The following is a 13,485-nucleotide window of genomic DNA, read 5'->3' on the forward strand; positions in this document are numbered from 1 at the left end:
CCGCGCACGCGGGGGTGGTCCGTGCATCAGCGAGCGGGCGTTGCAGGTGGCGTACTGCTCCCCGCGCACTCGGGGTGGTCCCGCCTCGCCGAGGTCGGCGGAGGCAGCTTTACCCTGCTCCCCACGTACGCGGGGGTGGTCCCATCTTTCGCTTTCCAGTTCGGCAGCATGGTGCCTGCTCCCCGCGCACGCGGGGGTGGTCCGGTGGTGTACCAATTCTGGCCGACCGTGCCCTGGCTGCTCCCCGCGCACGCGGAGGTGGTCCGGACCTGGCGTCGTTCGCGGGCGGCTGGTGGCTCTGCTCCCCGCGCACACGGGGGGGGTGGTCTACATCGACGACCCGGACATTCTGGAGCTCGTCTGCTCCCCGCGCACGCGGGGGTGGTCCTTTCCGGGTGACCGCTGCGGCCTTGCCGCCCTTCTGCTCCCCGCGCACGCGGGGCCCCTGTTCCCCGCGCACGCGGGGTGGTCCCGCTAGCAGCTGAATCTCCGCCGCGCTTCTCGGCTGCTACCCGCTCGCCCGGCGGCTGCTTGTCGTCGTCCGGATTCTGCCCCGCGCAGAGCGGGGGTCCGGTGACCCAGTCGCCCTTCGACGCGCTCCGCGACTGTTTCCCGCGTACGCGGGGATGGTCCGTCTCCGTACCCGGTGGCGTGAATCGCGGCCGCCAGAACCTGTCCGACCCGTCGGCGCAACTGTTTTCAAGGACGCCCGAAAACTGACCCCTTTGGCCCTGGAACCCAAGCGTTCAGAAAGGGTCAGTTTTCAGGCGCCGCCGACAAATTGGGTGGCGTAGCTACAACGGCGCAGGTCGACGTGCCTGCAGGTACCGTCGCTTCGTGTCAAGGATCGTTGAGGTTAACGCCGTGGGCACGAAAAAAGGCCAAGGGCTCGAGAAGCCGGTGGTGCGGCCATAAGCAGTGCTCGCGAGCACGACGGCCCGCTAAAGCAAAAACCACGACGAGGCTCGCGCGCTCTCGCCCGTACCAAATCCATGTTTCTCGCATGCAAAAAGGGAAGGCGGCCATCAAAGATGGCCGCCTTCGGATTTATCGCTGCAGGTCGGTGAGGATGTCGGTGGCGGTAGCGATCGGGGTGGCACGACGGTCAGCGCGGAGCAGGTCGTGGCAGCCGCGGGAGTGGATCGAGGTGATCGGGCCGGGCACGATCAGGCCGGGCCGGCCAAGGTCGAGGGCATGCCGGACGGTGTCCAGGACAGTGCTGCCCGGCACGGCCTCGACCAGTACCGTCGCGGCGGTCAGTTCGGCGAGCAATCGGCGGTTGTAGGCCTGTCGGTGCCGGGTGCAGGTACTGCCCGGCGGGTATGCGCTGAGCAGCCGACCGGTGTTGGCCACGACAGCGAACAGGTCACGATTGGCCGAAGGGTGCGAACGGTTCAAAGCCGCGGGCAGGAGCACGACCGGCGGCTGCCCGGTGGTGAGGGCGCCGCGGATGGCAGCTGCGGCGATGCCGCACCCTCCGTCGGCGACGATCGTCCGGCCGTGCTCGGCGAGGGTGCGGGCGATGTCAGTGGCGACGTGGCTGCCATAGCTGGTGCAGGCCCGGGATCCGGTGATCGCGGTTCCGGCGTCAGGCATCGGGGCCGGGCCGCGGCTCCAGAGACACAGTGGCGCGTCCGGCCCGAGACTTCCGGGCCAATCAGGATCGACCGGGGTGATCACATCACCGGGGTCGGCGACGGCGAGGTGCGCCTGCTCCCAGAGCCGGTGCGGCGGCCGGTCGTGGAGCTCACGTCGCAGCATCGCCCGGTTGATTGCCCGGCCGCTCAGCTGTATCACCGTCTGGTCGGCGCCATGGACGGCCACCAGTTGATTGAGTTCGGGATCGCCGGGTTCGAAGAGCCACGCAAGGATCAGATAGGCACTACGCAGATCCATGATCAGTCCCGCCAGCTGCGCGACGGCAGCGCGGTGAGCGGATCCGCGTCGGGAATCGTGCCGAACAGGGTGGTGATCAGGCCACGGGCGCTGGGCCCGCGACGGCGGGTGCCGGGCAGCTTGCGGCCGTATTTCCACTGCTTGTTCCAGGTCCCGTCGCTGCTGAGGATCAGCGCGTGCGGGCTGAGCAGACGTGCGCGCAGCAGCACGGCGGCCACGGCCACGTCGTACGGCCGAAGGTTGGTTTTGCAGAAGTTGGCCGTCCAGACCGGCCGCTCTTCGTCGATTGTCGGCGCCGCAAGGGTGAAGGTGTCGGCGGACAGTCCGGGTTCGGCGGCGCCGTTGAAGCTGATGGCGCAGCCGGGGTCGAGGACCGGCAGGCCCCACCCGTGCGGCCCGGCGATGGCGATCCCGGCGCGGCGCACGGCGTCGATGATCCGCGCGGTGTCGGCCACGAGTTGCGGCCACATGTGCTGGTAGCCGGGGTCGTTGACCAGCACGCTCCAGTAATGCGTATATCCCATTGAAGATCTCCAATTCAAGGTCAGAGATCCCGGGTACGGCGGTGACCACCGCACCCGGGAAATGAGCGGTCGGTCAGCCGTGCAGGAACTGGATCAGCCGCTGCGGGTTCAGTCCGAGATGGATGGCCTGTTCGAGGACGCCGGCGAGTTCGTCGTCCGGGTCGGCGGCGCAGGCGCGGGCGGCGGCGACTGCCGCGGTCACGCCGTCGCCGGCTTGCAGTGCGGCCATCGCCAGCAACATCGCGGGGGCGCAGGCCAACATGCCGGTGCCGGCGCGGCGGGTCAGGTCGGTCCATGCCTGGATCTGGGCGTCGGTGCCGTGGACGAGTTTGAAGACGGCGTCCTGGAGCCGTTTGAATCCAAGCAGGACCAGTAGTTGCGCGGCCCGGTCGTCGGGAAGCCGGGATTCGACCGCGTCGGCGAGCAGTTGGCGTACCAGGGTCGCGGCGTCGGCGAGGCCTTTCGGCCGGCTGAAGGTGTGCACGGCGGTCTCGATGGCGGCGCGCATCGCGGTGCGTTCGGCGCCGGTGATCGGGGCGAGGCGGGCGTGCAAGGCGTCCCGGTCGGGTGCGACCTGCAGGCCGACGAACGTGGCGGTCGCGGCGACGACCGAGGACTGCGGGTCGTACGGCATGCCTTCGGTTTCGCAGTCGGGGTCGCCGCATCCGACGTGCCAGATCCGGTCGTCTCCGACGCGCATCGCGTCGACGACGTTGACGCCGGCGGCGGCGAACGCTTCGATGCCCTGTTCGACGGCGTCGCGCACCGGGTGTGTCCCGTAGCCGACCAGCAGGACGTTGGTCACGTCGTTGGCGGTCAGCGCGGTCACCAGGTGGCCGATCGCGTCCCGGATGTCGGCCGGGTCCTCGGGCAGCACCTGCGCGGCGGTGCAGATGATGGTGCCGTGGTCGAGGGCCAGCGCGGTCAGGGCGTGCTGCGGCTGGTAGCCGAGCAGGTAGGGGATGATCGTGGCCGCGTCCGACGGGCTCTTGATCTCCAGGTTCATGAGCGGTTTCTCCCAACAGAGGAGGGGGAGCCCGCACGCCACCCGGCTGTTCGCCGGGAGGTGCACGAACTCCCCCGGCGAAAGGGGTCAAGCAGGGTGGATCAGAGGTGGATGCCGCCGCCTCGGCTCTTCGCGGCGTACATCAGGCGGTCCGCTTCCGCGAACGCCCACAGGTGGTTGCCGCCGGGCACCCGGCAGATCCCGGCGCTGAACCGGGTGTCGATGACGACGCCGAACAGCATCATCGGGGCCGACATCTGTTTGGCGATGGCCTGCTGCACGGTCTCGGCCGAGCGCCGGCTGATCAGGACGAACTCGTCACCACCGAGGCGGGCCACGACGTCACCGCGTACGCAGGCGCGGGTCAGCCGCTCGGCCACCATGGCCAGCAGGACGTCGCCGCCGGCGTGACCGAAGCGTTCGTTGATGCCGTGCAGGTCGTCGCCGTCGAGCAACGCGACTGTCAGGGTGGTCCCGGACGCGTCGTCCAGGTATTCCTCGGCGACCCGCCGGACGAACACTCCCGTGACCGGGTCGCGCAGCGCGAGCGCTGCCCGGGATCGGGCGCGGGCGAGCAGCGCGCCCACCACTGCCGTGTGGGCGGGCAGCAGCCCGGCCAACACCGGACCGCCGGCACCCAACACCCGGTCGGCCAACAGTGCGCCGGCGGCCAACACGACGTCGGCGGCCAACACCGTCATGACGCCCAGGGCGGGCCCGCCGGCCCACCCTTGCGTCCTCACGACCTCACCCCGGGCTCGGTCGCCATGGCGACCAGAACTTCGCGGCCGCCCAGCGTGGACAGGCACCGGTTGGCCTGTTCCAGGAATGACAACCGGACGTCGAGCCGGTCGCCGTGCTGCATCAGCAGCGTCCGGCCGTCCGGGCAGAGCAGCGACTGGCCGGGCACCGCGGACAGCCAGCCCAGGTGGGCGTAGCCGTCGAGGCCCAGCTGCAGCGCTTCGAGGTGGCCGGTCGGCAGATCCATGACCCGGTTCAGGTACGCGTTGTGCACCCGCATCGCGCTGATCCGCGGCTGGGCCAGGTAGTCGGCCTGCGCCCTCACCAGCTCGTAGCGCTTCGGGGCGGCGCGGTGCCGGTCCAGGAACGTCCAGAACGGGCGAGCGCTCGGTGTGCCGGCGACGACCTGGCGCCACAGCTGCCAGCGGTGCCAGTACGTCCGGTGCGCGGCGTTGCGCATCACGTCCAGTTGCAGACGCGAGACCGGTCCACCGGCGGCGGTGCCGCGCAACGGCAGCAGCAGGGTGCTGCGACGCCAGCGGGTGCCGGCCGGGAAGTGCCGTACCGGGCTGGTCACGGTCAGCCGGACCGAGGCCAGACGGGCGGTCGCCTCGTCGGCGACTTGATGAGCGGGGGTGTCCGCCGGAAGGCAGACGAGGGTTGTCCAGGGCATGGTGATCCTCCCGGATCAGAACAGGGAAACAGGTGCGCACGGCAGGCGCGTTTGCGGCCGGGCCGCTGGTGGTTGCGGTTCGCACTGCCGACGTACGGTGTCGCCGACCGTCCTGCTCAGGCAGGAGGTGGGCTTGTGACAGCCGTGGCCGTGGGCGGCGAAGCCGCGAGGTGCCATTGAGCGATCACAGAAGTGATGGCTCGAACCATAGGTGCCGCACCCAACAGATCCCGGACAGATCCCTGGTGTTGGCCGCCACCAGGACCGGACAGCAACGCAACAGCGCCACCTCGATCAGGGCAACAAACTGGCCGACGCTTTATCCGCGTTGGGCGTCAGAGGCAGACACCTCGATATTGGCCAACCACTTCGGCGGCTCGCGCATGACGTCGTCGCCCGAGTCGCGGACCGTCTCTCCGGGAAAGCGGTTCCGAGCCCAGGCATCGACGTTGGCCTTGCACCGGGCGCGGCCGAGCATGAGATGCACTCGGTCTCACACCCCAGGGCAGCCATCCGTTCGGGTGGCCGGCCGCGGGACGTGGCGACGATCGCCAACAATGCGAGTCCCGAGGCACGACGCGTCTTCGGACTGCGTGTCCGCAGGAAGTCGGCCGCCAGACGCTAGTGTGCGCCGCATTCGACATCCGGACTGGAGGTGCCCGATGAGGACACGCTTTTTCGCAGGGATCGCCGTATGCCTATTAGTGGCCCTTAGCGGATGCTCAAGCACTCGCCCTGATAGGAACGCTACGGGCATTCCCGAGTCTGGCAGCATGCCCACGTCTCCGTCGGCCGCGCCCGAGGTGACCCTGCCGACATGCGCGGACGTATTTCGGCCCGGACGTGTCGTCAATCGCGAGGAGGCAAACAACGGCTGCACCACCCCTGCCGGATCCGCACAGTTCGTAGGGACTTTCGAGTGCACGGACGGAACGATGTTGTGGCAGGTCGATGCCAGCACTGGAGCCGCCGGCGGCTACGCGCGGGAGGGCATGCCGTACATGGTGGTGAAGGGAGGCCAAGCCGCCACGGATCCTGGATATAAGAAGGCAGTCGAGTTGTGCCGCCCACGGTGACATGGCGGCAGGCCGGCACCAGCGCACCTCAACAGCCCGGCCTGGCAGCAGGGCAGCAACATCATCCAGGAGCAGGTATCACTATCGGGCTGCCCCGCGACCGCCTGATACATGGCGCGGGAAGGGCTGGGTGACACGCGGGGCGCACGAGTGCGCTCATGCATTCGGGTCAAGCCCAGCGGTGCTGATTCCAGAGATTCCTGTCTCCGGCCGGCGTCGTCCTCTTGGTCAGCGAATCTGGGTGGTGCTCCTGTTCATGGGTTGCCGACCGTAGCGCCCGCCGTAGCCGTCCGTCGTAGGCCGCGCGGGTGATGCCCATTCGTGCTCCTAACTGGCGGGTGGACTCCTGAGGATGCTCCACGCGCACCCGAAGGACTTCCTCGTAGCGAGGGTCGTAGCCTCGGTTACGCAGCAGCGCCGTGGCCAGTGGGATGACGCGATCAGCCATCGCCGCCCGACGGACTTCCCTGCCCCTGGTCCCGTTACTCCGGCCCAGGTCGACTATCCACTTTTCACCCCTGCCCAGCGCACTCGCCCAGGATGCGACTCCTGCCCTGCGAGCAAGATCCTGTCGCCACGCTCTGTGGTGGGTGGGTCCTAGACTGGAATCGTCGGCTTCCCATTTTCGAGTTGCTTCGCGGCGCCGCTGGTCGATGCTGCGCCAATCATCCGGGATCTGCCGCATCAAAAGCGACTGAAGGGTCGGCAACCGCCCGGACTCAGCGAGGGCCTTCTGTTCGGCTATCCACCGGCGGGTTCGGGTGCGCGCCTGCTGGGCACGCAATCTGGTATCTCGTTCTTGCGAATCGGAATACGGGTCGGCGCTGGCGACCAAAGCCAGTGCCGATGTGAACATGAGACACCATCGTCTACTGAGCCCGCTTGCGGCTGCCAGCTCATTCTGATCTTGCAAAACGCTCCTTCAGTGGATCGCAGCCCTCCGGCCTGACGCAGTTGACCCTTCACTGCCGCTTGACCCTTGAATCTCCTTTGCTGGACTCACCTCCGCCTCCAAGGACCGCGAAATTCCTCAAGGGGACATATCCTCTGTCTGCAGAGAGTCAGGCGTCACCCTTCGCTCACGGTTGATCGATTCTTCTCCGGCGATATTTCGGCGCCGGTGCAGATAGATTACCTGGGCGCATTGCAGGCATCGTCCAGTATTGAGGATAATTCACAAACAGGACTCATTTAAGGTGAGTAATATTTGCGAAGATTCCCTGGAAGGTACCTCGTAGGCGGGACGACAGAAACACTCTAGCTGCTCTAGCCTCTTTCACTGGGTCAGGCCGCGCGAGTTGCGCGACGACCCCTTTCTGCTGCTCATAGGCAAATTTGTCTCGCATGTCGAGTAGGAGCTCGCCAGCACTCATGTTTCAGCACTGCCCTCTAGGCGAATTTGCGCTTGGCTCACGTAACCAGCCAGAGGCCACCCCACAGATGCGTCACCACTCAGGCTAGTCAATTAGGCGACGTAGCGCCGACCCCGTCCCCCGTAAGGGCTAAGCCATAAGGCTTCGTCACCTCCGCTATCGACTGAGGCTCGTCGTCGATCAGCGCAGCATTTGCGAGCGGTTTAGCCGTAGAGGTCCGGTTCGGGCTTCGTGAGACTGTTCGGGAAGTTGCAAAGGTTCCTTCGCTCATATCCATCCGCCGGAAGTTCTTGAAAGGTGATCGTGGACGTATCAGGTCAGTCGATGTTGCCGATGGTGGCGATCATCGCCTTGCTGTTTTCCGGACACTTTCTCGGAGCCATGGCAATCCCCATCCTTGTGGTCATCGCAGCCTTGGCCGCCATCCGCTGGTTCTCACGGAAGGCTCGGGCTCAGGCCTATATGCGGCTGACGCCGGCACCCGTTCGGCAGCCGGGTTATGAGGGGCGTCGCCGTGCCCGTTAAGCGCCTCGCCGGGATCGCCATGGCCATACTGTCGCTGGCCGTACCGGTCCTCTACGTTGAGTGGGTCGGTCTCGACCGCCCTGACCGGGTGTTTTCCTTCATTGTGCTGCTGTACTTCTTCGGCTTTAGCGCCGCGGGGCTGATCCAGGGACCCAAGGACCAGCCGCTACCCGATGGACGCATCATCGCCGTTGTGCCGGCCTACAACGAGAAGCACGAGTTGCTGCACGGGGCTATCAAAAGCCTGCTGAACGGGACCGTAGTGCCGGATGTCATCCATGTGGTCGACGACGGTTCCGCCAGCCCGCTACCGCCGTTTTCGCACCCTCGCGTGGTGTGGCACAAGCGCGAGAACGGCGGCAAGCATCATGCACAGGCAACAGCACTCCTGGCCGAGCTGACCCACTTCGACTTCGTTGTCACGGTCGACAGCGACTCGGTGGTGGACCGCCGGGCGGTCGAACGCTGCATGCGCCGGTTCTCCGATCCACAGATCATGGGAGTTACCGGTGTGGTGTACGCGCTCAACCGGGCCGGCAACATCCTCACCCGCGTCACTGACCTTCACTACGTACACAGTTGCCTGGTCGTTCGCAACGGCCTATCCGCGACCGGTGACATCTTCACCGCGTCGGGCGCACTGGCGGTTTGGCGCTCCGAGGTCGTCATGGACAACCTGACCGAGTACCTCGAACGTGGCGTGGCCGACGACCGCCACCTGACACATTTCGCCCAGCGCCGCGGCAAGACGGCGGCCGTGTCGGATGCTTATGTCCACACCGAAGTGCCCGACAACGCCGCGGATCTCTTCCGCCAACGGATCCGATGGGCACGTGATTACTATCGGTGCACAGTCTTGGACATCAAATATCTGCGGGGCTGGTCCTGGTGGATGCGTACCACAGACTTCGCGTTCATGTGCGTGGCGCCGCTGTTCGCACTGACCGCGCTCATGGTGTTCCCCTTCGCACAGTGGGATGTTCCCTGGGCTGGAGTTTCGCTCTGGGTAGCGTTCCTGTACACGCAGACCTTCTGCTATGTCCGGGAACGCAAGGGCGTCAGCCGCGGCGAACGAATGTTCACCTGGCTGGCCTTAACCCCAGCGCTTTACGTGTTCCAACTCATCGTGGTCGGCCCGGCCATGATCGTCGGACTACTCAATCTGCGTCATAAGTCCTGGCAAACCCGCAACGACTCAAAGCAGCCGACGGTCTCCGTTGAGATGCACGGCAAGGGCCGCAGCCTCTACCTCGACACACTGCGAGCGCTCGCCATCATCCGCGTGATCGCATTCCACTCGACCGGTTTCGCCTGGCTCGGCTTGGCCTTCCCGTCCATGGGGATCATGTTCGCGCTCGCCGGCTCGATGATGGCACGCTCGATGGCGAAGGTCGGCGACCGGCCGGAGATCGTCATCTGGAACCGCATCCGCAGGCTCATGCCAGCGCTGTGGATGCTAGCCGTAGTTCTCGTCCCCGTGATGCTGATCATGGGATGGACCGACGAGGATCAGCGACCTTTCAACGCTCCCGCCGTCTTCGCCTGGGTCTTTCCACTGTCCGACCCGCCGAGCAACGATTGGGCGGTCCCGATCGCCGGCATCCTCTGGTACATCCGCACCTACCTGTGGCTGGTCCTGCTGTCACCGATGCTGTGGGCCGCGTTCCGTCGCTGGCCTCGGCTGACGGTCCTCGCCCCCTTGGCCCTCATCCCTGCCTCAGCGACCATCACGTCATCAAGCTGGCTGGCCGGCGTCGTCCTGCAGCTCGGCACCTACGCCCCCTGCTGGATCATTGGCTTCTGGCACGCTACCGGCGGCCTTCAAAAGGCTCGCCCCGCGGCTATCTACCCGCTCGCCCTAGCCGTGGGTGTCGGCGCGCTCGGCTGGCTTCATCTTCATCCCCCGGCCGGCGGAACAGTGCAGTCGAGCCCGATCGCCCAATCGCTGTTGTCCATCGCGTTCATCTGCGTACTCATGCGATTCGACCCGGCTATGAACTGGCTCAAAAAGATCAGGCTGTCGTGGCTGGTGAGCAAGATGAACTCCCGAGCCGTGACGATCTACCTCTGGCACCAGGTAGCAATCCTGACCAGTGTCGCCGTAGTCGCGCGGGCCAACCTGCACGTGGTCAGCGGCGAGACGGTGGCCGTCATCGTTAAGTTCACGCTGATCCCGCTCCTAGTCGCGGTGGCCTGCTGGCTGGTCGGTTGGGTCGAGGACGCCAATCGCTCGAAGGGGACAGCGCGCCAGCCCGCCGCCGGTCGACACGGCGCCGAAATGCTCACGGCCCTACATCCCGCGCCAGATCCCGGTCAGACCCAGATCATCTCGCCTGTTCCGTTGACGTGGCCGCCGCGCCAGTCGGCCGGGACCACTCACGCATCTGCGGCAGCCACTCCATACCAGTGACACCGGCGGCGACTGGCATCGGAAAGGCGCCACTCTTCTTTCTTCTCCCCTACCACGCGACACCCGAAAGGTGCCACGTTGACCACCCTTGAGCACCCTGGCGCGCCAGTGGAACCGACTGCGGCTTCGAGCGTGTCGGCAGACCGCGACCGGCCCCCTAGCGGTCTCGACGGTTTCCGTCCGGACATCGAAGGTCTGCGGGCCATCGCAGTTACGATCGTCGTCCTCTTCCACGCCGGGCTCCCCGGTCTCCGCGGCGGGTATATCGGTGTCGATGTCTTCTTCGTCATCTCCGGATTTCTGATCACCGGGCACCTGCTGCGCGAGATCGGCAAAACCGGCACGATCTCCTTGGCGAAGTTCTACTCACGCCGCGCACTACGCCTCCTACCGGCGGCAAGCTTCGTCGTCGTCACCACGCTGGCCGTGGCATGGTTATGGCTGCCACCGCTGCGGACCAAAGACATCGCTATGGACGCGCTGACGACAACGTTCTACGGCATGAACTATCGCCTAGCGATCCAGGGCACCGACTACCTCGGCGCGACCGCCGCACCATCTCCCCTGCAGCACTTCTGGAGCCTGGCTGTCGAGGAGCAGTTCTACCTCATCTGGCCACCACTCCTGCTGCTGTTGGCCTTCCTGACGAGGCGCCGGGCGCCGCACTTCCGCCGGAGGCTGCTCATCAGCTTCGTCGCCGTCGTCATCGCTGGCTCGTTGGCCATCTCGGTATGGCAGACGGAGGTGTCGGCACCGTGGGCATACTTCGGTCTGCAGACCCGCGCGTGGGAACTGGCGACTGGAGCTCTGGTTGCGTTGCTGGCCCAGCACCTGACCCGGCTCCCGGCAACAGTCGTGTCAGTCGGACGGCTGCTCGCCCTAGCCAGCATGGGTGTGGTCGCGATCGCCTTCAGCGAAGCAACTCCATTCCCCGGATACGCCGCCGCTGCTCCGGTCGCCGCTGCCGCGCTGCTCATCGCCGTCGGCTGTACCCGCGCCGAGTCCCAGCTACTGGGCAGCTCGATCATGCAAGCAATCGGCAAACACTCCTACTCCTGGTACCTATGGCACTGGCCGGTGCTCATCGTAGGACCGTTCGCTCTCGGCGACCTAAACGTATTCGAGAGTCTCGCCCTCGCCGGCCTGTCATTACTGCTAGCTGTAATCACGTCACGACAAATTGAGAATCCTCTACGTTCCCATGCCTGGTTCCGGCAGCGAACGGTACGAGCGATGACACTGACGTTCAGCATGACGGCAACGGTCATGGCTCTCAGCCTTGTCGTCCCGACGATCCTGCCGTCTACAACCGGATCCGGGGCGGCCACGGATGCCGCCGGTGCCGTCGGCGCCAACTCTCAGGCCGAACTCAACCTGATCAATCTCGTGAAGAACAGCGTCAAGAGCAGGGACGTGCCCGCCAACCTGCAACCACCGATCGCCCGAGCTAGCACCGACGTAGGCCGAATCTACTCTGACGGTTGCGACCCCGAGTTTCTGGAATCAGACGTCAAGAAGCCCTGTTTATACGGCGAAACCACCTCAACAAAGACAATGGTCCTCTTCGGCGACTCCCATGCCGGGCACTGGTTCCCCGCCCTCGACGCCATCGCCAAGCGAAAGAGGTGGCGCCTCGCGGTCGTCACGAAGTCCGCATGTCCCGCCGCCTCAGTGACCGTCACCATGACGGCGCTCAAACGCACATACACCGAGTGCGACACCTGGCGCGCCGCCGCATTCGACTACATCGCATCGCTCAAGCCGCAATTAGTCGTCACCTCCTCCAACAGCCACAGTGAGGCACTCAACGTCAGCGGCGACCAGAACAACGCTTGGGCGCAAGCATGGGCCACTACTTTCAAGAAGGTCGCTGGAGCGAAAGTCGTCTTCATCAGCGATACCGCTTGGCCGCAAGGCAACGTCCCCGAATGTGTGTCTAACCACGTAACCAGCGTGACCGATTGCGGCCGGGATCGGGATGCTGCGCTGGGCGACGCCCGCCGCCGCAAGCTCATCGCTGAAGCGGCTCGCCAGAACGATGCAGTCGTCGTAGACCCTGTAAAGTGGATGTGTACCGAGGACCGGTGTCCAGTCATCATCGGCAACGTCCTGGTCTATAAAGACGACAGCCACATCAGCGCGACCTACTCCAAGCTCGTCGCGCCCGCCCTCGAACAACGCATGTCAGCGGCAATGAAGGGTTGACCGGCATAGCTGATGAAAGGTGACGCGGACCTGCATGTTTCGCGCATCCGGGTCCTTACCTACGCCGGCCTGCTCGACGGCGCCTAACGTGCCCGGTGAACCTGGGTTTCCTGGACTCCTGTGACGAGTTCCCACTCGCGGCCACGATCGAGGTCGGCACGCCCGGGGCTCTATGCGCAGAAATCGTCCCGCTCGAAAGTGACACGTCATGGCCGTGCACGCCTTCGAGAACCAGCAGCCTGCCTACACCGAGAAGTGCGTGATCAGCCACCTTGACAGCGCCATGAATAGCTTGGTCGGCCTTCGGCTCGGAAGCTGGACGCAGTGGGTGCGCCTGCTCGACGCCGAGGGGTACCGGCTCACCATCACCGCCTGATCCCGCCAACAGACGCAGTCTGCTCGGACAGTCATCCCGATAGGGTTCTTTCGTGGACTCCGATTGGGCGTGGGCGGGAAGCGACCGCTTTCCCGGCTACTGCCTCACCTTCATCCGCGGGATGACCCCGGCCGCCGTCGCGCAGGTCGTCGGCGGCGGAGACCTGCGCATGCTGACCGCGGTGCAGGCTCTCGAACTGCACGGAGACCACGAGATCGTCAGGTTCGGCGCGGTGGCCGGGTGGGCGTTCTGCTACGACAGCGGGTCCACGCTCCGAGTGATGCCAGACTTGCGGTCACGGTCGCCGGAGATCGTTCAGCTGTTCCACGGCGGAGACGGCACGAACATCGTCAACCGCGTGGTCGAGGGCCGGACCACCGAGTCCTTCGAACCTGGTGTGGACATCCGGTACCCGGCTGAGGGGCCGCCGCTGCTGCGTCCACGTGTCCGGCAGCTGCTCGCCGGCGCAACGACCGGCAGTTCGCTCGTCGCTGCCGCGGTGGCCATCGGTGAGGTGGTCGGCGCTTCGGTATCCGAGGATGACCTCGACGGGGCGCTGCTGACCGGCGTCGTACGGCGCGTACCGGCCCGGCCGGGCGCCCCTGTGATCAGCCCGGCTCTGCGATCGATGCTCGTCGCCGGTGAGGTCATCGATCCGCCACGGCGCGACACCTGACCAG

General features: G+C 65.9%; 9 protein-coding genes. 4 read left to right on the forward strand and 5 right to left on the reverse strand.

The window, feature by feature from the left end:
* Positions 1-1,047: 1,047 nt before the first annotated feature.
* The 5 genes from ACSHV8_RS24130 to ACSHV8_RS24150 form a co-directional block, all read right to left on the reverse strand.
* Positions 1,048-1,896: a DNA-processing protein DprA gene (locus ACSHV8_RS24130; protein ID WP_436536030.1), complete on the reverse strand. Its 849-nt coding sequence runs from the start codon at positions 1,894-1,896 to the stop codon at positions 1,048-1,050.
* Positions 1,897-1,898: 2 nt separating this feature from the next.
* A complete protein-coding gene (locus ACSHV8_RS24135) occupies positions 1,899-2,420 on the reverse strand; it encodes a hypothetical protein (RefSeq protein WP_436536031.1) in 522 nt (173 codons plus the stop codon).
* A gap of 73 nt (positions 2,421-2,493) precedes the next feature.
* Positions 2,494-3,426: a DUF4192 domain-containing protein gene (locus tag ACSHV8_RS24140; RefSeq protein ID WP_436536032.1), complete on the reverse strand. Its 933-nt coding sequence runs from the start codon at positions 3,424-3,426 to the stop codon at positions 2,494-2,496.
* Positions 3,427-3,527: 101 nt separating this feature from the next.
* Positions 3,528-4,169: a GGDEF domain-containing protein gene (locus ACSHV8_RS24145; protein WP_436536033.1), complete on the reverse strand. Its 642-nt coding sequence runs from the start codon at positions 4,167-4,169 to the stop codon at positions 3,528-3,530.
* The gene (locus ACSHV8_RS24150) at positions 4,166-4,840 is read right to left on the reverse strand and encodes a hypothetical protein (protein ID WP_436536034.1); all 675 of its coding nucleotides are present in this window, start codon (positions 4,838-4,840) and stop codon (positions 4,166-4,168) included. Before ACSHV8_RS24150 ends, ACSHV8_RS24145 begins: the two co-directional genes overlap by 4 nt.
* Positions 4,841-7,803: 2,963 nt before the next feature.
* Here ACSHV8_RS24150 and ACSHV8_RS24155 point away from each other — a divergent pair.
* The 4 genes from ACSHV8_RS24155 (at position 7,804) to ACSHV8_RS24170 (ending at position 13,481) form a co-directional block, all read left to right on the forward strand.
* Positions 7,804-10,224 (forward strand): acyltransferase family protein, encoded by a 2,421-nt coding sequence (locus tag ACSHV8_RS24155; RefSeq protein WP_436536035.1) that lies wholly within the window; start codon positions 7,804-7,806, stop codon positions 10,222-10,224.
* Positions 10,225-10,302: 78 nt separating this feature from the next.
* Positions 10,303-12,429 (forward strand): acyltransferase family protein, encoded by a 2,127-nt coding sequence (locus tag ACSHV8_RS24160; RefSeq protein WP_436536036.1) that lies wholly within the window; start codon positions 10,303-10,305, stop codon positions 12,427-12,429.
* A gap of 208 nt (positions 12,430-12,637) precedes the next feature.
* Positions 12,638-12,805: a hypothetical protein gene (locus ACSHV8_RS24165; protein ID WP_436536037.1), complete on the forward strand. Its 168-nt coding sequence runs from the start codon at positions 12,638-12,640 to the stop codon at positions 12,803-12,805.
* A gap of 52 nt (positions 12,806-12,857) precedes the next feature.
* Positions 12,858-13,481, forward strand: coding sequence for a hypothetical protein (locus ACSHV8_RS24170; RefSeq protein ID WP_436536038.1), 624 nt, complete (start codon positions 12,858-12,860; stop codon positions 13,479-13,481).
* Positions 13,482-13,485: the final 4 nt, after the last annotated feature.

Source organism: Actinoplanes sp. HUAS TT8 (assembly GCF_051380535.1).
In the GTDB taxonomy this organism is placed as follows: Bacteria; Actinomycetota; Actinomycetes; order Mycobacteriales; family Micromonosporaceae; genus Actinoplanes.